General features: G+C 52.4%; 28 protein-coding genes and 2 tRNA genes. 22 read left to right on the forward strand and 8 right to left on the reverse strand.

All coding sequences use genetic code 11. The annotated features are described in order from the left end of the window. The first annotated feature begins 26 nt into the window (after positions 1–26). On the forward strand, positions 27–1253 hold the full coding sequence (yedE, locus tag B9P82_RS23345) for a selenium metabolism membrane protein YedE/FdhT (protein WP_225622987.1): 1227 nt from the start codon (positions 27–29) through the stop codon (positions 1251–1253). Then, entirely contained in the window at positions 1250–1483 is a 234-nt protein-coding gene (yedF, locus tag B9P82_RS23350; protein ID WP_000790504.1) for a sulfurtransferase-like selenium metabolism protein YedF, read from the forward strand. The genes yedE and yedF overlap by 4 nt, the downstream gene beginning before the upstream one ends. A gap of 45 nt (positions 1484–1528) precedes the next feature. Here yedF and fliE read toward each other — a convergent pair whose 3' ends face one another. After that, complete coding sequence (gene fliE / locus B9P82_RS23355) at positions 1529–1843, reverse strand: flagellar hook-basal body complex protein FliE (protein WP_016153486.1); 315 nt, start codon at positions 1841–1843, stop codon at positions 1529–1531. 216 nt (positions 1844–2059) lie between these two features. Here fliE and fliF point away from each other — a divergent pair, with 216 nt between their 5' ends. From fliF to rcsA, 14 genes are all read left to right on the forward strand, one after another. After that, complete coding sequence (gene fliF / locus B9P82_RS23365) at positions 2060–3742, forward strand: flagellar basal-body MS-ring/collar protein FliF (protein ID WP_016156841.1); 1683 nt, start codon at positions 2060–2062, stop codon at positions 3740–3742. Then, on the forward strand, positions 3735–4730 hold the full coding sequence (gene fliG, locus B9P82_RS23370; protein ID WP_016153488.1) for a flagellar motor switch protein FliG: 996 nt from the start codon (positions 3735–3737) through the stop codon (positions 4728–4730). The genes fliF and fliG overlap by 8 nt, the downstream gene beginning before the upstream one ends. Next, complete coding sequence (fliH, locus tag B9P82_RS23375) at positions 4723–5430, forward strand: flagellar assembly protein FliH (RefSeq protein WP_046274966.1); 708 nt, start codon at positions 4723–4725, stop codon at positions 5428–5430. The genes fliG and fliH overlap by 8 nt, the downstream gene beginning before the upstream one ends. Then, positions 5430–6800, forward strand: a complete 1371-nt coding sequence (gene fliI / locus B9P82_RS23380) for a flagellar protein export ATPase FliI (protein ID WP_016153490.1) — start codon at positions 5430–5432, stop codon at positions 6798–6800. The genes fliH and fliI overlap by 1 nt, the downstream gene beginning before the upstream one ends. Positions 6801–6821: 21 nt before the next feature. After that, complete coding sequence (fliJ, locus tag B9P82_RS23385) at positions 6822–7265, forward strand: flagellar export protein FliJ (protein WP_016153491.1); 444 nt, start codon at positions 6822–6824, stop codon at positions 7263–7265. Further along, a complete protein-coding gene (gene fliK, locus B9P82_RS23390; RefSeq protein ID WP_101701029.1) occupies positions 7262–8476 on the forward strand; it encodes a flagellar hook length control protein FliK in 1215 nt (404 codons plus the stop codon). The genes fliJ and fliK overlap by 4 nt, the downstream gene beginning before the upstream one ends. Positions 8477–8580: 104 nt before the next feature. Beyond that, complete coding sequence (fliL, locus tag B9P82_RS23395) at positions 8581–9048, forward strand: flagellar basal body-associated protein FliL (protein WP_016153493.1); 468 nt, start codon at positions 8581–8583, stop codon at positions 9046–9048. A 4-nt stretch (positions 9049–9052) separates the two neighbouring features. Beyond that, positions 9053–10057, forward strand: coding sequence for a flagellar motor switch protein FliM (fliM, locus tag B9P82_RS23400; RefSeq protein WP_003030434.1), 1005 nt, complete (start codon positions 9053–9055; stop codon positions 10055–10057). After that, positions 10054–10467: a flagellar motor switch protein FliN gene (fliN, locus tag B9P82_RS23405; RefSeq protein ID WP_003030433.1), complete on the forward strand. Its 414-nt coding sequence runs from the start codon at positions 10054–10056 to the stop codon at positions 10465–10467. The genes fliM and fliN overlap by 4 nt, the downstream gene beginning before the upstream one ends. Further along, entirely contained in the window at positions 10467–10844 is a 378-nt protein-coding gene (gene fliO, locus B9P82_RS23410) for a flagellar biosynthetic protein FliO (protein ID WP_029139581.1), read from the forward strand. The genes fliN and fliO overlap by 1 nt, the downstream gene beginning before the upstream one ends. Further along, positions 10844–11581 carry a flagellar type III secretion system pore protein FliP gene (fliP, locus tag B9P82_RS23415; protein ID WP_006684053.1) on the forward strand — a complete coding sequence of 246 codons (738 nt, stop codon included), beginning with the start codon at positions 10844–10846 and terminating at the stop codon, positions 11579–11581. Before fliO ends, fliP begins: the two co-directional genes overlap by 1 nt. Before the next feature lie 9 nt (positions 11582–11590). Then, complete coding sequence (fliQ, locus tag B9P82_RS23420) at positions 11591–11860, forward strand: flagellar biosynthesis protein FliQ (RefSeq protein ID WP_003030425.1); 270 nt, start codon at positions 11591–11593, stop codon at positions 11858–11860. 8 nt (positions 11861–11868) lie between these two features. Further along, complete coding sequence (gene fliR, locus B9P82_RS23425) at positions 11869–12654, forward strand: flagellar biosynthetic protein FliR (RefSeq protein ID WP_016153496.1); 786 nt, start codon at positions 11869–11871, stop codon at positions 12652–12654. Between the two features lie 289 nt (positions 12655–12943). Then, complete coding sequence (gene rcsA, locus B9P82_RS23430; RefSeq protein ID WP_016153497.1) at positions 12944–13567, forward strand: transcriptional regulator RcsA; 624 nt, start codon at positions 12944–12946, stop codon at positions 13565–13567. A 54-nt stretch (positions 13568–13621) separates the two neighbouring features. Here the strand turns inward: rcsA and dsrB are convergent, their stop codons facing one another. Continuing rightward, complete coding sequence (gene dsrB, locus B9P82_RS23435) at positions 13622–13810, reverse strand: protein DsrB (protein ID WP_016156846.1); 189 nt, start codon at positions 13808–13810, stop codon at positions 13622–13624. Positions 13811–13973: 163 nt separating this feature from the next. Here dsrB and yodD point away from each other — a divergent pair, with 163 nt between their 5' ends. Continuing rightward, on the forward strand, positions 13974–14201 hold the full coding sequence (yodD, locus tag B9P82_RS23440) for a YodD family peroxide/acid resistance protein (RefSeq protein ID WP_003030417.1): 228 nt from the start codon (positions 13974–13976) through the stop codon (positions 14199–14201). A 206-nt stretch (positions 14202–14407) separates the two neighbouring features. Here yodD and B9P82_RS23445 read toward each other — a convergent pair whose 3' ends face one another. Further along, a complete protein-coding gene (locus B9P82_RS23445; protein WP_016153498.1) occupies positions 14408–14590 on the reverse strand; it encodes a YodC family protein in 183 nt (60 codons plus the stop codon). Between the two features lie 77 nt (positions 14591–14667). Then, positions 14668–15579 carry a DUF808 domain-containing protein gene (locus tag B9P82_RS23450; RefSeq protein ID WP_016156847.1) on the reverse strand — a complete coding sequence of 304 codons (912 nt, stop codon included), beginning with the start codon at positions 15577–15579 and terminating at the stop codon, positions 14668–14670. A gap of 178 nt (positions 15580–15757) precedes the next feature. Here B9P82_RS23450 and yedA point away from each other — a divergent pair, with 178 nt between their 5' ends. Next, positions 15758–16678 (forward strand): drug/metabolite exporter YedA, encoded by a 921-nt coding sequence (gene yedA / locus B9P82_RS23455; protein ID WP_016156848.1) that lies wholly within the window; start codon positions 15758–15760, stop codon positions 16676–16678. On the opposite strand, the gene B9P82_RS23460 is transcribed toward yedA, so the two are convergent. The 3 genes from B9P82_RS23460 to B9P82_RS23470 form a co-directional block, all read right to left on the reverse strand. Next, entirely contained in the window at positions 16670–17137 is a 468-nt protein-coding gene (locus B9P82_RS23460) for a very short patch repair endonuclease (RefSeq protein ID WP_047357991.1), read from the reverse strand. The two genes, yedA and B9P82_RS23460, sit on opposite strands and share 9 nt — an antisense overlap. Continuing rightward, the gene (locus tag B9P82_RS23465; protein WP_101701030.1) at positions 17118–18548 is read right to left on the reverse strand and encodes a DNA cytosine methyltransferase; all 1431 of its coding nucleotides are present in this window, start codon (positions 18546–18548) and stop codon (positions 17118–17120) included. The genes B9P82_RS23460 and B9P82_RS23465 overlap by 20 nt, the downstream gene beginning before the upstream one ends. 76 nt (positions 18549–18624) lie before the next feature. Beyond that, complete coding sequence (locus B9P82_RS23470) at positions 18625–19317, reverse strand: phosphohydrolase (protein WP_101701031.1); 693 nt, start codon at positions 19315–19317, stop codon at positions 18625–18627. 442 nt (positions 19318–19759) lie between these two features. Between B9P82_RS23470 and ompC the strand changes: the two genes are divergently transcribed. Next, positions 19760–20938: a porin OmpC gene (gene ompC, locus B9P82_RS23475; RefSeq protein ID WP_101701032.1), complete on the forward strand. Its 1179-nt coding sequence runs from the start codon at positions 19760–19762 to the stop codon at positions 20936–20938. Positions 20939–21106: 168 nt separating this feature from the next. Here ompC and B9P82_RS23480 read toward each other — a convergent pair. Next, positions 21107–21196 (reverse strand) — tRNA-Ser (locus B9P82_RS23480). A 93-nt stretch (positions 21197–21289) separates the two neighbouring features. Between B9P82_RS23480 and mtfA the strand changes: the two genes are divergently transcribed. The 3 genes from mtfA (at position 21290) to B9P82_RS23495 (ending at position 23532) form a co-directional block, all read left to right on the forward strand. Continuing rightward, positions 21290–22087 carry a DgsA anti-repressor MtfA gene (mtfA, locus tag B9P82_RS23485; protein ID WP_047357950.1) on the forward strand — a complete coding sequence of 266 codons (798 nt, stop codon included), beginning with the start codon at positions 21290–21292 and terminating at the stop codon, positions 22085–22087. A gap of 99 nt (positions 22088–22186) precedes the next feature. Continuing rightward, a tRNA-Asn gene (locus B9P82_RS23490) sits at positions 22187–22262 on the forward strand. Positions 22263–22524: 262 nt separating this feature from the next. Continuing rightward, positions 22525–23532 carry an extracellular solute-binding protein gene (locus B9P82_RS23495; protein ID WP_101701033.1) on the forward strand — a complete coding sequence of 336 codons (1008 nt, stop codon included), beginning with the start codon at positions 22525–22527 and terminating at the stop codon, positions 23530–23532. Positions 23533–23539 lie beyond the last annotated feature (7 nt).

Below are 23539 nucleotides of genomic sequence, written 5' to 3' on the forward strand. Positions count from 1 at the left end.
TATCCACACTTCTTGTTACATACCTTCTGAGTTCAGAGGCACAACGCATGTCATGGCAACACTTCAAACAGGCCTGGTTAATTAAATTTTGGGCCCCCGCCCCTGCGGTCATCGCAGCGGGTATTCTCTCTACCTACTATTTCGGCATTACGGGAACCTTCTGGGCCGTTACCGGCGAATTCACTCGCTGGGGTGGTCAAATCCTGCAACTGTTTGGCGTTCACGCCGAAGAATGGGGATACTACAAGCTGATCCATCTCGAAGGCTCACCCCTGACCCGCATTGACGGCATGATGATCCTCGGTATGTTCGGGGGCTGTTTTGCTGCCGCATTGTGGGCAAACAACGTCAAATTACGCATGCCGCGCAGTCGGGTGCGCATTATGCAGGCGATAGTCGGCGGAATGATTGCCGGATTCGGCGCCCGGCTGGCAATGGGCTGTAACCTGGCCGCATTCTTCACCGGTATTCCACAGTTCTCGCTACACGCCTGGTTTTTCGCCCTGGCAACGGCTATTGGCTCATGGTTTGGCGCACGCTTTACCCTGCTGCCGATGTTTCGTATTCCGGTCAAAATGCAGAAAGTCTCCGCCGCTTCTCCGTTAACGCAAAAGCCGGATCAGGCCCGTCGCCGTTTCCGCCTCGGCATGCTGGTGTTTATCGCCATGATCGGCTGGGCGCTCCTCACTGCGATGGATAAGCCCAAACTTGGTTTGGCTATGCTGTTCGGCGTCGGGTTCGGGCTGCTGATTGAACGGGCGCAAATCTGCTTCACCTCCGCCTTCCGCGACCTGTGGATTTCCGGTCGCACCCATATGGCGAAAGCGATCATCTTCGGGATGGCGGTCAGCGCCATTGGTATCTTTAGCTACGTACAACTGGGCGTCGAGCCTAAAATCATGTGGGCAGGTCCGAATGCGGTGATCGGCGGCTTGCTGTTCGGCTTCGGCATTGTTCTGGCGGGCGGGTGTGAAACCGGCTGGATGTACCGCGCCGTTGAAGGCCAGGTGCATTACTGGTGGGTGGGTCTGGGCAACGTTATTGGCTCGACCATACTGGCCTACTACTGGGATGATTTTGCTCCCGCGCTTGCCACCAATTGGGACAAAGTGAATCTGCTCAACACCTTCGGCCCGCTCGGTGGCCTGCTGGTAACCTATCTGCTGTTATTTACCGCGCTGATGCTCATCATCGGCTGGGAAAAACGCTTCTTCCGTCGCGCTGGGCTGACGCCTGCCAAGGAGTCTGTATGAAAAATATCGTGCCTGATTATCGCCTCGATATGGTCGGCGAGCCGTGTCCGTACCCGGCTGTCGCCACACTGGAAGCGATGCCGCAATTGAAGAAAGGTGAGATTCTGGAAGTGGTGAGCGATTGCCCGCAGTCAATCAACAATATTCCACTGGATGCGCGTAATCACGGCTACACGGTGCTGGATATTCAGCAGGATGGTCCAACGATTCGTTATTTAATTCAGAAGTAATGCGATTCTCCCGTTGCCCGACGCAGCGGGAGAATGTTCGGCTTGCTACACCTGCATCGACATCACTTCCTGATACGCCGACACCAGTTTGTTGCGCACCTGGATCCCCATCTGCATCGATACCGACGCTTTTTGCATATCGGTCATCACATCGTTCAGCGCAATACCCGGTTCACCGAGGGTAAATTTCTCAGCCTGCACACGGGATGCGGTTTGTACATCACTGATCCTGTCTAACGCCGCATGCAGTTGACCGGCAAAGCTCACGGTCGGTTGTGGCTGCATATCCTGCATTTTTGCTGACATCGCCGTGGTCTGTAGCTGGCTGATGACCCCTTCAATCCCCTGTATTGCCGACATTCTGATCCCCTGGATAATTTTTTACGTAGTTGAGATTACCAGTTAGTCAATAAGATAAAGGCGTTAAATAACGATAAAAAACCACGGTTTTTAACGCATAGAAAAATTCGAAACCGCAAATAATGAGACCGTCAATTTTTCGAGTTTGCTGACCCGGGAGTGAGTCTTGTTCCACTTTGCAAAAAACGCCGTCCACGATAAGCCACGAGGTGCGAGATGAGTGCGACAGCATCGACTGCAACCCAGCTTAAACCTCTCGAGTGGTTAAACCGCCTGCGCGCGAATCCCAGAATTCCTCTGATTGTGGCGGGAGCCGCTGCCGTCGCGATCATCGTGGCGATGGTCCTGTGGGCCAAAGCGCCTGACTACCGCACGCTGTTCAGCAATCTTTCCGATCAGGATGGTGGCGCGATCGTCACCCAACTGACGCAGATGAACGTTCCCTACCGTTTTACTGAGGGAAGCGGCGCCATTGAAGTTCCTGCCGATAAAGTCCACGAACTGCGTTTACGTCTGGCGCAGCAAGGTCTGCCCAAAGGCGGCGCGGTGGGTTTTGAACTGCTGGATCAGGAAAAGTTTGGTATCAGCCAGTTTAGCGAGCAGGTCAACTACCAGCGCGCGCTGGAAGGTGAATTAGCCCGTACGATTGAAACGTTGGGACCGGTAAAACGCGCCCGCGTGCATCTGGCTATGCCGAAACCGTCGCTGTTTGTGCGTGAGCAAAAAGCGCCTTCAGCCTCCGTCACCGTCAACCTGGAGCCGGGTCGCGCGCTGGATGAAGGTCAGATCAGTGCGGTCACGCATCTGGTTTCCAGCGCTGTTGCAGGCTTGCCGCCGGGCAACGTTACGCTGGTCGACCAGGCGGGGCATCTGTTAACCCAGTCGAATACCAGTAGCCGCGATCTTAACGATGCGCAGCTGAAATACGCCAGCGACGTCGAAGGCCGCGTTCAGCGCCGTATCGAATCAATTCTGTCGCCGATTGTCGGCAACGGTAACGTACATGCGCAGGTCACCGCGCAGCTGGATTTTGCCAACAAAGAGCAAACCGAAGAACAGTACCGTCCAAACGGTGATGAGTCCCAGGCCGTGCTGCGTTCTCGTCAGTTGAACGTCAGTGAGCAGGTCGGTAGCGGAGCACCAGGCGGCGTCCCGGGCGCGTTGTCAAATCAGCCCGCTCCGGCAAATACTGCGCCAATCGCCAACCCACCCGCTAATCAGCAAAACGCGCAAAATACGCAAAACGCACAGACGGCGAATAACAGTAATAATGCCGGCCCGCGCAATACTCAGCGCAATGAAACCAGCAACTATGAAGTTGACCGCACCATTCGCCATACCAAAATGAACGTTGGCGATGTGCAGCGTCTCTCGGTGGCTGTCGTGGTCAACTACAAAACGTTACCAGACGGCAAACCGTTGCCGTTAACCGCCGAGCAGATGAAACAGATTGAGGATCTAACCCGCGAAGCGATGGGATTCTCCGACAAGCGTGGCGATACCCTGAACGTGGTGAACTCTCCCTTCACGGCGACCGACGATTCCATTGGCGAGCTACCGTTCTGGAAACAGCCGTTCTTTATTGATCAGTTAATGTCCGCAGGTCGTTGGTTGCTGGTTCTGTTGGTGGCGTGGATCCTGTGGCGGAAAGCCGTTCGTCCGCAGTTGGTCCGTCGCAGTGAAGAAGCGAAAGCCGTACAAGAACAAACGCGTGTCCGTCAGGAAACCGAAGAAGCGGTAGAAGTTCGCCTCAGCAAAGACGAACAAACCCAGCAGCGTCGTACTAATCAGCGTCTGGGAGCAGAAGTCATGAGTCAGCGTATTCGTGAAATGTCAGATAACGATCCGCGCGTCGTGGCGCTGGTCATTCGCCAGTGGATGAGTAACGATCATGAGTAATCTTACCGGTACCGATAAAAGCGTCATCCTGCTGATGACCATTGGCGAAGATCGCGCGGCGGAGGTGTTTAAGCACCTTTCCACGCGCGAAGTTCAGGCGCTCAGTACGGCGATGGCCAACGTTCGCCAGATTTCCAACAAGCAGTTGACGGAAGTGCTGGCCGAATTTGAACAAGAAGCCGAACAGTTTGCCGCGCTGAATATCAACGCCAACGAATATCTGCGCTCCGTGCTGGTGAAAGCGCTGGGCGAGGAACGTGCCTCCAGTCTGCTGGAAGATATTCTGGAAACCCGCGATACCACCAGCGGCATTGAAACGCTTAACTTTATGGAGCCGCAAAGCGCCGCCGACCTTATCCGCGACGAGCATCCGCAGATTATCGCCACCATTCTGGTGCACCTCAAGCGGGGCCAGGCCGCCGATATTCTTGCGCTGTTCGACGAGCGTTTACGTCACGACGTGATGCTGCGTATCGCCACCTTTGGCGGCGTACAGCCTGCCGCGCTGGCAGAACTGACCGAGGTACTCAACGGCCTACTCGATGGCCAGAACCTCAAGCGCAGCAAAATGGGCGGCGTGAGAACGGCGGCAGAAATTATCAACCTGATGAAAACCCAGCAGGAAGAAGCGGTTATTACCGCCGTACGCGAATTCGACGGCGAGCTGGCGCAGAAAATTATCGACGAGATGTTCCTGTTCGAGAACCTGGTGGATGTCGACGATCGCAGTATCCAGCGCCTGCTGCAGGAAGTGGATTCCGAATCGTTGCTGATTGCCTTGAAAGGTGCCGAACAGCCGCTGCGCGAGAAGTTCCTGCGCAACATGTCGCAACGTGCTGCCGATATTCTGCGCGACGACCTCGCCAACCGCGGTCCGGTGCGTTTGTCGCAGGTGGAAAACGAACAGAAAGCCATTCTGCTTATTGTGCGTCGTCTGGCGGAAACCGGCGAGATGGTGATAGGCAGCGGCGAGGATACCTATGTCTAACGAACTGCCGTGGAAAGTCTGGACCCCGGACGACCTCGCCCCACCGATGGCGGAGTTCGTCCTGGCTGACCACAGCGAAACCCCGCTGTCAGAAGAAACAGAAGAACCAGAGCTTTCCGCAGAGCAACAGCTTGAACAGCAGCTCGCACAGCTGCAACTGCAGGCCCATGAGCAAGGTTATAACGCGGGTCTGGCGGAAGGTCGACAAAAAGGCCACGAACAAGGTTATCAGGAAGGCCTGAGTCAGGGGCTGGAGCAAGGCCAGAACCAGGCGCGCGCTCAGCATGCGCCGATCCACGCCCGCATGCAGCAACTGGTGAGCGAGTTTCAGAATACGCTGGACGCGCTGGACAGCGTCATTGCCTCGCGTCTGATGCAAATGGCGCTGGAAGCTGCGCGTCAGGTTATAGGTCAGACGCCTATTGTGGATAACGCTGCGCTGATTAAACAAATCCAACAGCTGTTGCAGCAAGAACCGCTGTTTAGCGGTAAACCGCAGCTACGCGTACATCCGGACGATCTCCAGCGTGTAGAGGAGATGCTCGGTGCGACCCTCAGCCTGCACGGCTGGCGGCTGCGCGGCGATCCGACGCTGCATCACGGCGGCTGTAAAGTCTCTGCCGATGAAGGCGATCTGGATGCCAGCGTCGCCACGCGCTGGCAAGAACTCTGCCGTCTGGCAGCGCCGGGAGTCGTGTAATGACCACTCGCCTGACTCGCTGGCTCAACACGCTGGACAGCTTCGAAGAGAAAATGTCGCTGCTGCCTGCGGTGCGCCGTTACGGTCGCCTGACCCGCGCCACCGGGCTGGTGCTGGAGGCCACGGGATTACAGTTACCGCTGGGCGCCACCTGCGTTATTGAACGCCAGGACGGCAACGAAACCCAGGAGGTCGAAAGTGAAGTCGTGGGCTTTAACGGTCAGCGTCTGTTTCTGATGCCCCTCGAAGAGGTTGAAGGCGTTCTGCCCGGCGCACGCGTGTACGCAAAAAACATTGCCGGAGAAGGCCTGCAAAGCGGGAAGCAATTACCGCTTGGCCCTGCATTGCTGGGTCGTGTGCTGGACGGGAGCGGCAAACCGCTCGACGGTCTGCCCGCCCCGGATACCACCGAAACCGGGGCGCTGATTACGCCGCCGTTTAACCCGCTACAACGCACCGCGATTGAACACGTCCTGGATACCGGCGTACGTCCCATCAACGCGTTGTTAACCGTCGGTCGCGGTCAGCGTATGGGACTTTTCGCGGGCTCCGGTGTCGGTAAAAGCGTTCTGCTCGGCATGATGGCGCGCTATACCCAGGCCGATGTTATCGTCGTGGGTCTGATTGGCGAACGTGGTCGCGAAGTTAAAGATTTTATTGAAAATATTCTCGGTACCGACGGTCGTGCACGCTCGGTGGTGATTGCCGCTCCCGCAGATGTCTCGCCGCTGTTACGTATGCAAGGCGCGGCCTATGCCACGCGTATCGCCGAAGATTTTCGCGATCGTGGACAGCACGTATTGCTGATTATGGATTCCCTCACCCGCTACGCGATGGCGCAACGTGAGATCGCCCTTGCGATCGGAGAGCCGCCGGCAACGAAAGGTTATCCCCCCTCAGTATTCGCCAAATTACCGGCGCTGGTCGAACGCGCCGGGAACGGTATTCACGGCGGCGGTTCCGTTACCGCGTTTTACACGGTACTGACCGAAGGTGACGACCAGCAGGACCCCATTGCGGATTCCGCGCGCGCGATTCTGGACGGCCACATTGTGCTGTCCCGTCATCTGGCCGAAGCGGGTCACTATCCGGCCATCGATATTGAAGCCTCGATCAGCCGCGCCATGACCGCGCTTATTAGTGAACAACACTATGCGCGGGTACGTAACTTTAAACAGCTGCTATCCAGCTTCCAGCGCAACCGCGATCTGGTCAGCGTGGGGGCGTATGCCAAAGGCAGCGATCCCATGCTGGATAAAGCCATCGCCCTATGGCCACAGCTGGAAGCATTCTTACAGCAAGGCATTTTTGAACGGGCGGACTGGGAAGATTCTCTGCACGCGTTAGAACTGATTTTCCCTGGTGTGTGAGTAAGCAGGAGAGCATAGGTCATGGCACAACATGGTGCATTAGCCACACTGAAAGACCTGGCTGAAAAAGAGGTAGATGACGCCGCTGTCTTATTGGGAGAGATGCGTCGTGGCTGTCAGCAGGCGGAAGAGCAGTTGAAAATGCTGATCGATTATCAGCATGAGTACCGCAACAATCTGAACAGTGACATGGGTCAGGGGATTACCAGTAATCGCTGGATCAATTACCAACAATTTATTCAGACGCTGGAAAAAGCGATTGAGCAACACCGCCAACAGCTCAATCAGTGGACGCAGAAAGTAGACCAGGCATTGAACAGTTGGCGCGACAAAAAACAACGTTTACAGGCGTGGCAGACTCTGCAGGACAGACAAACCTCGGCGGCGTTACTGGCCGAAAACCGCCTGGATCAGAAAAAAATGGATGAATTTGCTCAGCGCGCAGCTATGAGGAAACCCGAATGATTACTTTACCCCAACTGATTACCACCGACACCGACGTAGCCGCAGGTCTTCAGTCAGGCAAAGCGGTTGATTCACCCGAGGATTTTTTAGCGCTGCTGGCGGGTGCATTAGGTGCGGACAACGCGCAGGGTAAAGACGCCCCGCTGTCGTTTGCCGACTTACAGGCGGCCGGTAGCAAACTGCAAAAAGGGTTATTGCAAAAAGATGGCGATTCAGCACCGTCGCTCAAGTTGACCGAACTACTGGCGCAAAAAGAGATGCACACTGATGCTTCTCTTGTCGACATGACAGACGCTCAGCAACTGTTGTCTGCCCTCACGCCCTCACTGAAAGTTAATGCCCTGACGACTCTGGGCAAAGTCGCTCAGCAGGATGAAAAAAACACCGCACTGAGCGATGAGGATCTCGCCAACCTGAGCGCGTTGTTCGCCATGCTGCCAGGACAACCGCAGACCACGCCGGCCGTCGACAGCTCGCCAGCCCCCGTTGATGCGACGCTTTCGGCGTTGTCACGAGGCTCGGTACACAGCGCTATCGCCGATAATGCTGGCGAATTGCTGCCAGGTGATGCCAAAAAAGGCAAAGCGGATATTGCAACGCCTGCCAGCAGCGTAGATCAGACAAACAATCCGACATTAACCCCGTTGACGGCAGCGGCGACGACCAGAGCGGAAATTGAAAGCTCCCCTTCGCCGACCAGCATTGGCATGACGACGGCGCCGTTAAGTGGCCCGCAGTCCCACGCTCAGCCGTTACCGACCGCCGCACCTGTGCTAAGCGCGCCATTGGGTAGCCAGGAATGGCAGCAATCACTGAGCCAGCACGTCACCCTGTTTACTCGCCAGGGCCAGCAAAGCGCAGAACTGCGTCTGCATCCACAGGATCTGGGCCAGGTGCACATTTCCCTCAAGCTGGATGACAACCTCGCGCAGTTGCAAATGGTATCGCCACACAGTCACGTGCGCGCTGCGCTGGAAGCTGCGTTACCGATGCTGCGTACGCAGTTGGCTGAAAGCGGGATCCAGCTTGGGCAAAGCAGTATCAGCAGTGAAAGCTTTGCCGGTAATCAGCAGTCTTCCGGGCAGCAACAGCAGGCGGGTCGCGCTCAGGGACAAGACATTTTTGCCGCTGAAGATGACGCCGTACTGGCAGCGCCAGCCTCACTGCAAGCCGCAGCACGCGGTGATGGAGCAGTAGACATCTTCGCCTAACGCCAGAGGTAGCATGATTATCCGCGTCTTTTCCACGCTTTGTCGTGGACAGGACACGGGATAATCAGCCCATAAGCTGTACCGAAACAGGAAGCCCGTATCTGATGACTGACTCCGCGATTAACAAAAAAAGTAAACGCGCTATTTGGATCCCTCTGCTGGTATTGATTACCCTCGCCGCCTGCGCAACTGCGGGTTATAGCTACTGGCGCATGCAGCAGCAGCCGTCCGCCAGCGTCAAAGCGGAACCGGCTCCACCGCCAGCCCCGGTATTCTTTGCGCTGGATACCTTTACCGTCAATCTGGGTGATGCGGACCGTGTACTGTATATCGGTATCACGCTGCGCATGAAAGACGAGGCAACGCGTTCACGTCTTAACGAATATCTGCCGGAAGTGCGCAGCCGCTTGCTGCTGCTGTTCTCTCGCCAGAACGCGGCTACGCTCGCCACCGAAGAAGGTAAGCAACAGCTCATTGCCGCCATCAAAGAGACGCTCGCGACTCCGCTCGTTGTTGGGCAACCCAAACAGGTTGTCACCGACGTTCTTTATACAGCTTTTATTCTGCGGTAAAGACATGGGCGACAGTATTCTTTCTCAGGCTGAAATCGACGCATTGCTTAATGGCGATAGCGAAACTAAAGACGAACCCATTTCCGGTATCGCAAAAGAAAGCGATATTCGTCCTTACGATCCCAACACCCAGCGCCGCGTGGTACGTGAGCGTTTACAGGCGCTGGAGATCATTAACGAACGCTTCGCGCGCCAGTTCCGTATGGGATTATTTAACCTGCTGCGCCGTAGCCCGGATATTACCGTGGGTGCGATCCGTATCCAGCCATACCACGAGTTTGCGCGCAACTTACCGGTTCCGACCAACCTGAACTTAATCCACCTGAAGCCGCTGCGCGGTACGGGTCTGGTGGTGTTCTCACCGAGTCTGGTATTTATCGCCGTCGATAACCTGTTCGGCGGTGATGGCCGCTTCCCGACGAAAGTGGAAGGCCGTGAATTTACCCATACCGAACAGCGCGTTATCAACCGCATGCTGAAGCTGGCGCTGGAAAGCTACAGCGACGCGTGGAAGGCCATCAATCCGCTGGAAGTGGAATACGTTCGTTCCGAGATGCAGGTGAAATTTACCAATATCACCACGTCTCCTAACGACATCGTGGTCAATACCCCATTCCACGTTGAAATTGGCAACCTGACCGGTGAATTTAACATCTGTCTGCCATTCAGCATGATTGAACCGTTGCGTGAGCTGCTGGTGAACCCGCCGCTGGAAAACTCGCGTAATGAAGATCAGAACTGGCGCAATAATCTGGTGCGTCAGGTTCAGCATTCTGAGCTGGAGCTGGTGGCAAACTTTGCTGACATTCCGCTACGGCTATCCCAGATTTTAAAACTGAAACCCGGCGATGTACTGCCGATTGAAAAACCCGACCGCATTATTGCTCATGTGGACGGCGTGCCTGTACTGACCAGCCAGTATGGCACGGTGAACGGTCAGTATGCGTTACGCGTAGAACATCTGATAAACCCGATTTTGAATTCGCTGAATGAGGAACAGCCCAAATGAGTGATATGAATAATCCGTCCGATGAGAACACTGGTGCATTGGACGATCTGTGGGCTGACGCGTTAAACGAGCAAAAAACTACGCCCACCAAAAGTGCGGCCGATGCGGTATTCCAGCAGTTAGGTGGCGGCGACGTCAGCGGTGCCTTGCAGGACATCGACCTGATCATGGACATTCCGGTCAAACTGACCGTCGAATTGGGCCGAACCCGCATGACCATCAAAGAGCTGCTGCGTCTGACGCAGGGTTCGGTCGTCGCGTTGGATGGTCTGGCGGGCGAGCCGCTGGATATCCTGATCAACGGTTACCTGATTGCCCAGGGTGAAGTGGTGGTTGTCGCAGACAAATACGGCGTACGTATCACCGACATTATTACCCCATCTGAACGCATGCGCCGTCTGAGCCGTTAATCATGAATACCCAGGCTACAGTTTCTCAGCCAGCCGCCGTACCCGGCTCACCGCTGGTTCAGGTAAGCGGCGCGCTGCTTGGGATCATCGTATTGATCCTGGCTGCAGCCTGGGTGATTAAGCGTATGGGGTTTGCCCCCAAAAGCGCCGGTACGCGCGGACTGAAAGTTGCGGCAAGTACCTCACTGGGTCCACGTGAGCGCGTGGTGATTGTTGAGGTTGAAGATGCGCGCCTGGTACTGGGCGTCACGGCCTCGCAAATTAACGTGTTGCACACCCTGCCCCCGGCGCCTGCTGATGCAGAAGAAAAACCGGCCTCCCCCGCGGATTTCCAGGCCATGATGAAGAGTTTGCTTAAGCGTCCCGGGAGATCCTGATGCGCCGTTTGTTATCCATCACGCTGGCAGGCTTATGGCTTTTCAGCCCAGTAGCCCTCGCCCAGCTCCCGGGTCTGGTTAGCCAGCCGCTGCCTGGCGGCGGACAAAGCTGGTCTTTACCCGTGCAAACGCTGGTGTTTATCACCTCGCTGACGTTCCTGCCCGCCATTTTATTGATGATGACCAGCTTCACCCGCATCATCATCGTTTTCGGTCTGTTACGAAATGCGCTGGGAACCCCTTCGGCCCCCCCGAACCAGGTGCTACTGGGCCTGGCGCTATTTTTGACCTTTTTCATCATGTCGCCGGTAATCGACAAAATCTACGTCGACGCATATCAGCCGTTCAGCGAAGAGAAAATCTCTATGCAGGAAGCCATGGAGAAAGGCGCACAGCCGCTGCGCGAGTTTATGTTGCGCCAGACCCGTGAAGCCGATCTGGCACTCTTCGCGCGCTTAGCAAACAGCGGTCCCCTACAGGGTCCAGAAGCCGTACCGATGCGGATTTTGCTTCCAGCCTATGTCACCAGCGAGCTGAAAACGGCATTCCAGATAGGCTTTACCATTTTTATTCCGTTTCTGATTATCGACCTGGTCATCGCCAGCGTGCTGATGGCGCTCGGGATGATGATGGTCCCCCCGGCCACGATCGCGCTACCGTTCAAGCTGATGCTGTTTGTGTTGGTAGACGGTTGGCAATTGCTTGTCGGCTCGCTAGCTCAAAGCTTTTACAGTTAGAGGCGCGAAATGACACCTGAATCGGTCATGATGATGGGCACAGAGGCGATGAAAGTCGCCCTGGCCCTTGCCGCGCCTTTGCTGTTGGTCGCCCTCGTCACAGGTCTTATCATCAGTATTTTGCAGGCGGCGACCCAGATAAACGAAATGACGCTGTCCTTCATTCCCAAAATTGTCGCGGTTTTTATTGCCATCATTGTTGCCGGCCCGTGGATGCTTAACCTGCTGCTCGACTACGTGCGTACGCTGTTCAGCAATATCCCCTACATCATCGGGTAGATGACATTATGCTGCAGGTGACCAGCGTTGAGTGGCTCCACTGGCTGAATCTTTACTTCTGGCCTTTGCTGCGCATCCTGGCGCTCATCTCAACGGCTCCAATTCTCAGCGAGCGCGCGATCCCCAAACGAGTAAAACTGGGGCTGGGGTTAATGATAACCGTCGTTATCGCTCCGTCGATTCCCCCGGTAGACGTCCCTATCTTTTCTATCGTGGCGCTATGGCAGGCAATGCAACAAATCCTGATCGGCATCGCTCTGGGCTTCACTATGCAGTTTGCCTTCGCGGCAGTACGTACCGCCGGGGAATTGATTGGTCTGCAAATGGGTCTCTCCTTCGCAACCTTCTTTGATCCCGGCAGCCGTCTGAATATGCCGGTACTGGCGAGACTGATCGACATGCTCGCCATGCTGTTATTCCTGACTTTTAACGGCCATTTGTGGCTTATTTCGCTGTTGGTGGATACATTTCATACCTTGCCAATCGGCGGCAATCCGGTGAACAGCAATGCGTTTCTCGCGCTGGCGCGGGCGGGTAGCCTGATTTTCCTCAACGGGCTAATGTTGGCCCTGCCGATAATGACGCTGCTACTCACCCTAAACCTCGCACTCGGTCTGCTGAATCGCATGGCTCCTCAGTTGTCGATTTTCGTCATCGGTTTTCCACTCACCCTCGCCGTGGGTATTTCATTAATGGCGGCCCTGATGCCATTAATTGCGCCATTCTGCGAGCGATTATTCAGCGAAATTTTTAATTTGTTGGCTGATATTGTCAGCGAAATGCCCGGAAAATAATAACCCTTAATTTTTATCCTGTTTTACTAAGGATTGTCCTAAATTTAAAAAGCGACAACATCCACCAGGATATCTCTGTCGCGGTTTATTTATTATTGACTCACTCACATAACGCAACATTTACTTTACTTTAAGATGTTTCCTGGCAAATTATACGCAACTTTACGGGATAGTAATTTCGCCTGAAAAACAGCGAAAGCGTCATCTTGGGTCGTTATTATTCCGTTTAGTTGTGATGAAAATAATCAGGTAAGGGGAATTATCGTTACGCATTGAGTGAGGGTATGCCATGTCAACGATTATTATGGATTTGTGCAGTTACACCCGGCTAGGGTTGACCGGATATCTGGTAAGTCGGGGGGTGAAGAAAAGGGAAATCAACAACATTTCCAACGTTGAGGAGCTCAGTCTCGCCTGTGTCTCTCAACAGCCCGCTGTGGTGTTTATTAATGAGGACTGCTTTATCCACGATCCTGCTAATAGCCAGCAAATAAAGCAAATCATTAATCAGCATCCCGGCACATTATTTATTGTGTTTATGGCAATTGCCAACGTGCATTTTGATGAGTATCTATTAGTCAGAAAAAATTTATTGATTAGTTCTAAGTCGATTAAACCAGATTCACTGGATGAACTCCTTGGCGATATTCTGAAAAAAGAAGTAGATTTTGTCATTGATGTGAATCTACCGACATTATCATTGAGCCGTACCGAGTCCAGCATGCTACGCATGTGGATGGAGGGTCAGGGAACAATACAGATATCCGACCAAATGAATATCAAGGCCAAGACCGTGTCATCCCATAAGGGGAATATAAAACGAAAGATAAAGACGCATAATAAGCAAGTTATCTATCACGTTGTGAGACTCACCGATAACGTTACCAATGGTATCTTTGTGAATACGCGCTAACACGTTCTGACTGGTGGCGAATCCACCAGTCAGGATCATGCAGCAAAACTCACCTTATTCTACTTTTTCCACGAAGATACCATCCTGATGACCTGTTTCATTAAAGAACCAGATACCGAGCGGGTAGTCTTCCAGCGAAACCAGGTACATGGTGCCTTCACTAAACTCTTCGATAGCCAGTACCACGCCCGGTCGACGAGGACCGCCGTCCGTTTTGACTGTGACCCGATCATTCACCTTCATAGTTTTCCTCCTGTGGCTTTGTGCCAGTGTAGAACAATTTCCTTTTTCTGGCAGCGCCCGCCTCGCGCGATTGCGGGTTTTATCGACGGTCTATACTTAAGTTGTGCGTATCTGATGTTTGGATGCGCTCCCCCGGTATCCTTAACGGTTGAGAGGTATGAGGATGAAAACCGCGAAAGAGTACAGCGATACGGCCAAACGTGAAGTCAGCGTCGATGTGGACGCGCTACTGAAGGCAATCAACGAAATCTGCGAGAGTGAAATTCATCGCAGTCAGGATGACCCGGAACGCGTCAGCGTCGACGGACGTGATTACCACACGTGGCATGAACTGGCCGACGCGTTCGAGCTTGATATCCATGATTTTAGCGTGTCGGAGATCAATCGCTGACTGAGGGCGAAAAAAATCCCGGCCCTTATCGGGTCGGGATCAAGCTTGCTTATGCAAGAAGCACTTGAAAATTCGTTACACCAGGAAATCTGATGTGAAACAAACCTTATCTGCAATTTTTTTGCCTGACAAGTAAATAATTCTCACTAAAATGATAAATATAACTAATGATTGAAAGATCACCCGGTTACGCGCACCCCAGGTGTTCAGGCATCCTGGCAGAGCTTTCTTCGCTCGCCCGGCACCAGTTCATCTTCACGGAATGCTTCCCGTTTGACGCCAAAGCCGTCGTACCAGCGACACTCCACCATTCCGCTGGCATACCCGGTAACGATCATGCGTGGGCCACCCTCTTTGGAGGTGACTTCCTCACTGACAGAAAAGACCATACCTGCCTCCTGTATCAAGAGAAACCTTTACACCTTAGACGACAAAGAAGGGTTTTGCGTAATCAACCCTGCGACAATTAGTGCGAAACTCCGCGCACTCTGGCGACACCTTTCACCAGCAGCACCACTATTGCGCCAATGATAAATCCGAGCACCAGATTCAGCAGGGTCGGAAGCATCAGCGCAATCAATGCACTTTGCTGTTGGGCAAAATGTTCAATCGCATGATGCAGCGGTGTTATTCCGTGCACCACAATTCCGCCGCCAACCAAAAACATCGCCAGCGTGCCGACCACGGAAAGTGTTTTCATAAGCCAGGGGGCAACGACCAGCAATCCTTTACCCAGCGACTGGGCCAGCGTACTGCGCTTTTCTGCCAACCAGTATCCGATATCATCGAGCTTAACGATAATCCCGACCAGGCCGTAGACCCCCACTGTCACCACTAACGCGATGCCAGATAACACCAACACCTGATTCAACAATGGCGCATCCGCTACAATCCCCAGCGTAATCGCGACAATCTCAGCAGATAAAATAAAGTCGGTACGTATCGCCCCTTTGATTTTGTCTTTCTCAAAGGTGAGTGGATCTTGCGCTGCCAAAGATGTCAGACGCTGCTGACGCTCTTCCGGGGTTTCTTTGTGCTTACGCGCTTCCAGGGTATGGAGAACTTTTTCTACACCTTCAAAACAGAGGAACGCCCCGCCTACCATTAATAAGGGGGTGATCGCCCAGGGAATGAAGGCGCTTATCAATAGCGCCAACGGCACAAGGATAACTTTGTTAACAAACGATCCTTTCGCTACGCTCCAGACCACCGGGAGTTCGCGGTTCGCCCGCACACCCGACACCTGCTGCGCGTTAAGCGACAGATCATCGCCCAGCACACCCGCGGTTTTTTTCGCGGCCAGTTTTCCCATGACAGAGATATCATCCAGCAAAGTGGCGATATCATCGAGTAAGGTCAATAAGCTACTTCCTGCCAAAATTTTTACCCTCAATATTATTTTTTTGCAGTCATAAGTATGAAGTAAAACACGCAATGCTGAAACTGACCTTTCTGGTCAACAAATTTTTAACATCAGCACGTAATTATAAATCTCGCCAGCAAGATAGTTTTAACGTTTACTATGTTGCACCTTTTTATTTCCACCGTGAGGGATTATGCGTTTCAGGCAATTGCTACCGCTTTTCAGTGCGCTTTTCGCGCTGTACATCATTTGGGGTTCCACGTACTTCGTTATTCGCATTGGCGTTGAAAGCTGGCCGCCGTTGATGATGGCTGGCGTTCGTTTTCTCTCTGCGGGGATTTTATTAACAGCATTCTTACTTATCCGCGGACATAAGCTGCCGCCTCTGCGCGTGCTCCTGAACGCCGCGTTAATTGGTATCCTGCTGCTGGCTGTCGGTAACGGACTGGTCACCGTCGCAGAACATCAAAATGTGCCTTCCGGTATTGCCGCCGTAGTGGTCGCCACCGTCCCGCTGTTTACGCTGTGTTTTAGCCACTTTTTTGGCATCAAAACACGCAAACTTGAATGGATGGGGATCGCAATTGGACTCGCGGGGATCATCATGCTGAACAGCGGTGGTAATTTGAGTGGTAATCCATGGGGAGCAATTTTAATCCTGATAGGTTCGATAAGCTGGGCGTTTGGCTCAGTGTACGGCTCGCGCATAACGTTACCCGTTGGCATGATGGCCGGAGCCATTGAAATGTTAGCCGCCGGTATTGTGCTGATGTGCGCCTCGCTGATTTCCGGGGAAAAGTTGACCACTATGCCGACGTTTTCAGGCTTTATGGCGGTCGCCTATCTGGCCGTGTTTGGTTCTATTATTGCCATCAACGCGTATATGTACTTGATCCGCAACGTCAGCCCGGCATTAGCCACTAGCTATGCCTACGTTAATCCGGTTGTCGCCGTACTGTTAGGTACCGGCCTGGGAGGAGAAAGTCTGGCGCCCATCGAATGGCTGGCGCTTGGCGTGATTGTATTTGCGGTGGTACTGGTCACACTCGGTAAATACTTATTTCCCATTAAAGCGGACGCCGTTGCGACCCCGTCGGAAAAGACGTTACAGTAAATGGATACCGAGGGTGTCGATCTGCGCACTTGCGCCACCGCCGCAGATCCACTCGATGACGCGTTCGGACAACGCGTCATCCCCCAGCTTTTCGCGCCCACGCAGGGCGCACTCCCAGACAATCAGTACGCGCCAGCCCAGAGCCTGCAATTTTTCACAATCCCGCGCGTCACGCTGAACATTTTTGCCTATTTTTTCCAGCCAGAACGCTGTTCGTGTGGCGGGGACTTTGAATAGATAGCAGTTGTGATGATGCCAGAAACAGCCGTGGGTAAAAATCACACAACGATAATCATCCACCACGAAATCGGGACGACCGGGTAACGTCGCATCCTGCACGCGAAACGTTACCCCCTGCTCTGCCAGTACGCTGGCAAGGCGTTTTTCAATTGCGGTATCGCGGGTTGCTATCGCCCGCATATTTTTACTGCGCGTCGCTTTATCGTGAACGTCTGCCATGCAGTTTCTCTTTCTCGCGAATAGCAACCGCCTGTTTGATTTTTGGCTCCAGCAGTCTGGCTACCGCCGCAAATGCCGGGACGACCACCGAATTACCAAACTGACGATAAGCCTGTGTGTCCGACACCGGGATCCTGAACTGATAGCCCTGAGGTGATTCAAATCCCATCAGGCGCGCGCACTCTCTGGGCGTCAGCCTGCGCGGACGGTATCGCTGATTGTGCGGATCATCAAAATCCTTTTCACCCAGCGCCATATCCCAACCGCGGTCGATCAGGATCTCCGCCCCATCTTTATAGTAACGCGCCGATAATGTGCGCGTTACGCAATCGGGATTGCCGGGATACACCATGCCATAGCCAAATCCATTGCCCCGTGCCTGATGCTTTTTCGCATAACGATACAGATATTTCCACAGCACCGGCGTGAGCACATATTTGGCATCGACGGTCGGCTCAAGTAGCTCCGCCAGCGTCGTACGCCGCTGAGGATAGCGGGAGACAATATCGCGCAGCGTGAAGTCTGATTTCAGATTCAGATCGCGGCGAAAGCCGACGAGCACAATACGTTCGCGATGCTGGGGCAAAAAATGTTGACCATCGATAATTTTCGGATCGTCCGGCCCGTTATCGTGTGCATCAGCCACGTCATAACCCAGCTCATCCAGCGTTTGCATAATGATGCGGAACGTTTTCCCCTGATCGTGACTCTTCAGGTTTTTGACGTTTTCGAGCACAAATATTGCCGGCCGACGCGCATCGATGATGCGCACCACGTCAAAAAAAAGTGTGCCTTGCGTATCGCAGGCGAAGCCATGAGCCCGCCCTAACGCGTTTTTCTTTGATACACCGGCCAGAGAGAATGGCTGACAAGGAAATCCCGCCAGCAGCACGTCATGCTGCGGAACATGCTGGCGGATATGTTCCGCCGCCTGCTGGTCACTCACCCCATCATGATGACTGAGGGTGATATCGCGAATATCTTCATTAAAATGGTGCTGGTGAGGATCGCAGTAGTAATTCGCTTTGTAGGTGCGCACCGCATGCTTGTTCCACTCACTGGTAAACACGCACTGCCCGCCAATCGCCTCAAAGCCGCGACGAATGCCGCCAATACCGGCAAAAAGATCGATAAAGCGAAAAGCATAATGTGGATGATGCGCAGGCGGCCTCGGCAGCAAGTCGTTCAGATGAGCCAACTCACCGTCGCTGAGGCGATGCCACGTTTCATTGGCAACCACTCGCTTGAAGATGGCCGGACTCCAGCGGTTCTCGCCAACACCATTCAGATGAGCAACCAGCGTTTTCACGTCATATATTTCAAGCAACTTAGCCAAAATCACCTGTGCGGCGGCCTCGTTATCATCTGCCATCGGGTTCATGGAACCTGCTACTGAAAAATTATCCTGCATACATTTAACCGGCCGAAATGGATAGCTGACAGGTTAACATAAATTAGCGCGGTTGACGTTGCGGCTGTACTGGCGACTAACGCAGCTTAAAGGGTTGAATCGCGTCAAGATCCAGCATTTCATATTCTCCTTTTAACTCCGCACTCAGCTTCGCCATGTACATCAGTAAGAAGTCAGCATTATGTTGCGCCAAATGCCGACCGTGTTCAGTTTGCATCGTCAGCGGCAGCGTCAACAATTTGGTCTGGAAGTGATCGAGTGCGTACTGTTTATCATCAAGGCTACGCTGTCGGGCAAACGGATCTTCCGCATCAAACAGCGCCACGCCTAACGCGCCGGACACAGCAAATACCCGTGCTAAACCAATTGCGCCCAACGCCTCAAGCCGGTCAGCATCCTGCACGATTTTGGCTTCAAGGGTTTCTGGTACGATTTTGGCGCTGAAACTGTGCGCCTCAATAGCATGGCACACGGCAGGTAATCGTTGTTGTGGGAAATCAGGGAAATCACGCTTCAAAACGCGACGCGTTTCCTGGGCTGCCAGTACCGACGAACGATGACGATCGGGATGGTTCTTCGGCAAACTGACGAGATCGTGAAAGTAGCACGCCGTCAGCACCACCAGCCAGTCTACGGTCACATCCATGCTCAACTTTTGTGATGTCATCCAGACGCGACGAAAATGAAAGATGTCATGGGCAGCGTCGTGCCCGGAATGATTGTCACGTAACCATGCTTCAAATTTCGACTGCCAGTACTGTAGTTCCATACTCTCGCTCTTCGCAGAAAGAAAACCACCTTAGCAACAATTCTCATGTCAGACTACCGTCGACGCTTTTTATCATCAATACATATCATTCACTTAATAAGCATCACTATAATGGATATATAAATCCATTATTCAAAACAAGCAGATCAATTATAATCCCGCATGCAAAATAAATAACAAATATCAATTATATACATTCAACAAGATAGAATAAAAGAAATCATAACTATATGATAAAAAATACATTTATATGGATAATATTAATTCGAACGCCATGCAATTTTAATTATATAAAAGCAACAATGAAACACTTTGAAATATCTTAAATACATTTGTTACATGTTATATTTAAAATTAAATGAACTTCATAGATAGTATTCAAATGTAGTCTTTCAGATAGTGTTACACATTCATTTTAATTATTATATAAAGGGAATACATAATGAAAAGAAAAGTACTGGCACTGCTTCTCCCTGCCTTATTAGCTGCAAGCGCAGCAAATGCGGCTGAAATTTATAATAAGAACGGCAATAAACTGGATCTGTACGGTAAAGTTGCTGCTCTGCGTTATTTCTCTGACGACGCAGGCAGCGACGGCGATCAGACCTATGCACGTCTGGGTTTCAAAGGCGAAACGCAAATCAACGATATCCTAACTGGCTATGGTCAGTGGGAATATAACATTCAAGCCAACGGCACCGATGGTGACAAAGGCGATTCATGGACTCGTCTGGCTTTCGCGGGCTTTGGATTTGGTGAGAACGGTACCTTTGATTACGGTCGTAACTATGGCGTCGTCTATGACGTAGAAGCCTGGACCGATATGCTGCCGGAATTTGGGGGTGATACTTATGCCCAGACCGACGTCTATATGACCGGTCGTACCAACGGTGTTGCTACCTACCGTAATAAAGGCTTCTTTGGTCAGGTTGATGGTCTGAACTTTGCCTTGCAGTACCAGGGTAACAACGAAGGTAGCAGCGCAAATCAAGAAGGTTCTGGTAATAGTAAAGGTAGAAAACTGGCGAAAGAAAATGGCGACGGTTTCGGTATGTCTACCTCCTATGACTTCGACTTCGGTTTGAGCCTGGGTGCCGCATACTCCAGCTCTGACCGTACCAATGACCAGGTTTCCCGTGGCCGTGGCGATAGTACTCATGTCAATAGCTACGCTGGCGGTGAAACAGCAGATGCCTGGACCGTTGGCGCTAAATATGATGCCTACAACGTTTACCTGGCAGCCATGTATTCTGAAACTCGCAATATGACCTATTACGGTTCAGGTGATGGACTTGCTGGCGGTATCGCTAATAAAACGCAAAACTTTGAAGCGACCGCTCAATATCAGTTTGATTTTGGTCTGCGCCCAGCAGTTTCTTTCCTGATGTCTAAAGGCGTTGATTTAGGTGGCTGGGAATACGACGGCAATGGCAATCCACGCTACACCGACAAAGATCTGGTTAAATATGTTGATGTGGGGATGACTTACTACTTCAATAAAAACATGTCCACCTATGTTGATTATAAAATCAACCTGCTGGACGAAGACGACAACTTCTATGAAAGCAATGGTATTGCGACAGATGACATCGTTGCCGTTGGTTTAGTCTATCAGTTCTAATTGATGCACAAACAGGCAAGCCCGCTTTTTATAAAGCGGGCTTTTTCATTATACGAAGCGTATTTTTTATCACACGGGCATTACAACGATAAACTTGTGAGGATACTCAAAGAAAAAGACATCCATGAGAACTGTCGTTGAAAGCAAGGCGTGCAAGTGCTTGAATAGTGGCGGAGAGAGGGGGATTTGAACCCCCGGTAGAGTTACCCCTACTCCGGTTTTCGAGACCGGTCCATTCAGCCGCTCTGGCATCTCTCCGTTTTGGCGGTTGCCATGATGCCAGGTAATTTGGCATTTTAACAGACCCAGTTCCGTCAATTTCGTTCAAGTGACGAGTTTGCGAGCAAAACGATGATTAAGTGGCCCTGGAAAGAACAAGAAGCAACCCGGAGTGACGATTGGCCGTGGGACGACGCCCTGGCTATTCCCCTTTTGGTGAATCTCACCGAGCAAGAACAAGCCAGACTTATTGCCCTGGCCGAGCGCTTTTTACAACAAAAAAGATTAGTCGCTCTTCAGGGGTTTGAGCTGGACCCGCTAAAAAGTGCGCGCATTGCTCTGCTATTCTGTTTACCTGTTCTGGAAATGGGGATTGAGTGGCTCGACGGGTTTCATGAAGTTCTCATCTACCCTGCCCCATTTGTCGTAGACGATGAATGGGAAGACGATATTGGGCTGGTGCATAATCAACGCGTGGTACAGTCCGGGCAGAGTTGGCAACAAGGCCCGATAATCCTCAACTGGCTTGATATTCAGGATTCCTTTGATGCCTCCGGCTTTAATCTGATCATCCATGAAGTGGCGCACAAGCTTGATATGCGTAATGGCGATCGTGCCAGCGGTATTCCGGCGATTCCCCTGCGCGATATCGCCGGTTGGGAACACGACCTGCATGCTGCAATGAACAATATTCAGGATGAGATCGATCTGGTTGGTGAAACTGCGTGCAGTATAGATGCCTACGCAGCGACCGATCCTGCTGAATGCTTTGCCGTGCTATCCGAGTATTTTTTCAGTGCTCCTGAATTATTTGCTCCGCGTTTTCCTGCCTTATGGCAGCGTTTCATCCAGTTTTATCGCCAGAACCCCATGGAGCGGTTACGCGATACCCGGGGAGACGACGATTATCGCTCACCAAACACGCATTAATACTGAATTTGAAGATTAATTAACCAATTGAAATGACGCGCTAATTTTACTGTTGACACCTCATGATGAGGTCAGTAATATGCGCCTCGTTCACACGATTCCTCTGTAGTTCAGTCGGTAGAACGGCGGACTGTTAATCCGTATGTCACTGGTTCGAGTCCAGTCAGAGGAGCCAAATTTAAGAAGCCCGCTTAAGGAAACTTAAGCGGGCTTTTTGCTTTTAACGTCTGTGTAAAAGCTGCCTCTATAAGCGCTCAGTCTGCCATAACTCCCCATTCCATGCCGCATCACATCGTTGATTAAAGTTGTGTAAATGTAAATCGTTTAAACTTTGCAATTATTGTAAGTGCTAGTGATTATCATTTATTGTACGCGAGCCAAAAGAACGAGCCCCGACTCGGTTCACTGTATGTTCCAATTACTCTGGGATAAAAACGATGAATGCTCTGACTCGCACCGGATTGCGCCGTATCACGCTTGCCTCTGCCCTCCTCTTCTCTGTCAGCCTGCCGGCTTTCGCTCAGGAAACGTTAACGCTTTACACCACCCGTGAACCGGGCCTGATCCAGCCTTTACTTGATAGCTGGACTAAAACCAGCGGTATCAAAGTAAGTACGGTCTATATCAAAGACGGTATGCTTGAGCGTGTTAAGGCGGAAGGCAAAAACTCCCCTGCCGACCTGCTGATGACCGTCGATGCCGGAAATCTCATCGATTTAGTTGAAGCCGGCGTCACTCAGCCGGTAGAGTCAGAAGCGCTGAAAGCCGCCATTCCGGCGAATCTGCGCGGTGCGGATAATCAGTGGTTTGCGCTTTCAATGCGCGCCCGCGTACTGTATGCCGAGAAGTCGCTGCCAATCGATAACTGGCATTACGAACAGCTCGCCAGTCCTGAATACAAAGGTAAAGTTTGTATTCGTTCCGGTCAGCACCCCTACAACACGGCGCTGATCGCCGCGATGATTGCCCATCATGGTGAAGCTAAAACCGAAGAATGGCTACGCGGTGTCAAGGCTAACCTGGCGCGTAAAGCCACCGGCGGCGATCGCGATGTTGCCCGCGATATCCTCGGTGGAATTTGTGATATTGGTCTGGCCAACTCCTATTATGTCGGCCATATGAAAAACGCCAAAGAAGGCAGCGATGCTCGTCAGTGGGGCGATGCCATTAAAGTCGTTAAACCAACCTTTGAAAATGGCGGTACGCACGTCAACATCAGCGGCGCTGCCGTTGCCCGCTATGCGCCAAATAAAGCCGATGCCGTTAAGCTGATGGAATATCTGGTTTCCGCGCCTGCCCAGCAGCAGTATGCGAAAGCGAACTTCGAATATCCGGTACTGAAAGGCGTAACGCTTGACCCGGTCATTAGCGCCACAATCGGTGAAATCGACGTCGATAAAACACCGCTCACCGAGATCGTGAAGTATCGTAAACAAGCTAGTTAGCTGGTAG

Source organism: Citrobacter sp. L55, from assembly GCF_002850715.1.
GTDB classification, from domain to species: domain Bacteria; phylum Pseudomonadota; class Gammaproteobacteria; order Enterobacterales; family Enterobacteriaceae; genus Citrobacter; species Citrobacter braakii.

Bases quoted from the DNA above. Each gene is read 5' to 3' on its own strand.
- fliM (WP_003030434.1), top strand. From the start codon at position 9,053: ATGGGCGACAGTATTCTTTCTCAGGCTGAAATCGACGCATTGCTTAAT.
- ompC (WP_101701032.1), top strand. From the start codon at position 19,760: ATGAAAAGAAAAGTACTGGCACTGCTTCTCCCTGCCTTATTAGCTGCA.
- fliN (WP_003030433.1), top strand. From the start codon at position 10,054: ATGAGTGATATGAATAATCCGTCCGATGAGAACACTGGTGCATTGGAC.
- B9P82_RS23495 (WP_101701033.1), top strand. From the start codon at position 22,525: ATGAATGCTCTGACTCGCACCGGATTGCGCCGTATCACGCTTGCCTCT.
- B9P82_RS23465 (WP_101701030.1), bottom strand. From the start codon at position 18,548: ATGCAGGATAATTTTTCAGTAGCAGGTTCCATGAACCCGATGGCAGAT.
- fliR (WP_016153496.1), top strand. From the start codon at position 11,869: ATGCTGCAGGTGACCAGCGTTGAGTGGCTCCACTGGCTGAATCTTTAC.
- yodD (WP_003030417.1), top strand. From the start codon at position 13,974: ATGAAAACCGCGAAAGAGTACAGCGATACGGCCAAACGTGAAGTCAGC.
- fliI (WP_016153490.1), top strand. From the start codon at position 5,430: ATGACCACTCGCCTGACTCGCTGGCTCAACACGCTGGACAGCTTCGAA.
- yedF (WP_000790504.1), top strand. From the start codon at position 1,250: ATGAAAAATATCGTGCCTGATTATCGCCTCGATATGGTCGGCGAGCCG.
- B9P82_RS23470 (WP_101701031.1), bottom strand. From the start codon at position 19,317: ATGGAACTACAGTACTGGCAGTCGAAATTTGAAGCATGGTTACGTGAC.
- fliP (WP_006684053.1), top strand. From the start codon at position 10,844: ATGCGCCGTTTGTTATCCATCACGCTGGCAGGCTTATGGCTTTTCAGC.
- B9P82_RS23445 (WP_016153498.1), bottom strand. From the start codon at position 14,590: ATGGTCTTTTCTGTCAGTGAGGAAGTCACCTCCAAAGAGGGTGGCCCA.
- fliQ (WP_003030425.1), top strand. From the start codon at position 11,591: ATGACACCTGAATCGGTCATGATGATGGGCACAGAGGCGATGAAAGTC.
- dsrB (WP_016156846.1), bottom strand. From the start codon at position 13,810: ATGAAGGTGAATGATCGGGTCACAGTCAAAACGGACGGCGGTCCTCGT.
- fliF (WP_016156841.1), top strand. From the start codon at position 2,060: ATGAGTGCGACAGCATCGACTGCAACCCAGCTTAAACCTCTCGAGTGG.
- fliH (WP_046274966.1), top strand. From the start codon at position 4,723: ATGTCTAACGAACTGCCGTGGAAAGTCTGGACCCCGGACGACCTCGCC.
- yedA (WP_016156848.1), top strand. From the start codon at position 15,758: ATGCGTTTCAGGCAATTGCTACCGCTTTTCAGTGCGCTTTTCGCGCTG.
- fliJ (WP_016153491.1), top strand. From the start codon at position 6,822: ATGGCACAACATGGTGCATTAGCCACACTGAAAGACCTGGCTGAAAAA.
- fliE (WP_016153486.1), bottom strand. From the start codon at position 1,843: ATGTCGGCAATACAGGGGATTGAAGGGGTCATCAGCCAGCTACAGACC.
- fliK (WP_101701029.1), top strand. From the start codon at position 7,262: ATGATTACTTTACCCCAACTGATTACCACCGACACCGACGTAGCCGCA.
- fliG (WP_016153488.1), top strand. From the start codon at position 3,735: ATGAGTAATCTTACCGGTACCGATAAAAGCGTCATCCTGCTGATGACC.
- mtfA (WP_047357950.1), top strand. From the start codon at position 21,290: ATGATTAAGTGGCCCTGGAAAGAACAAGAAGCAACCCGGAGTGACGAT.
- fliL (WP_016153493.1), top strand. From the start codon at position 8,581: ATGACTGACTCCGCGATTAACAAAAAAAGTAAACGCGCTATTTGGATC.
- rcsA (WP_016153497.1), top strand. From the start codon at position 12,944: ATGTCAACGATTATTATGGATTTGTGCAGTTACACCCGGCTAGGGTTG.
- B9P82_RS23460 (WP_047357991.1), bottom strand. From the start codon at position 17,137: ATGGCAGACGTTCACGATAAAGCGACGCGCAGTAAAAATATGCGGGCG.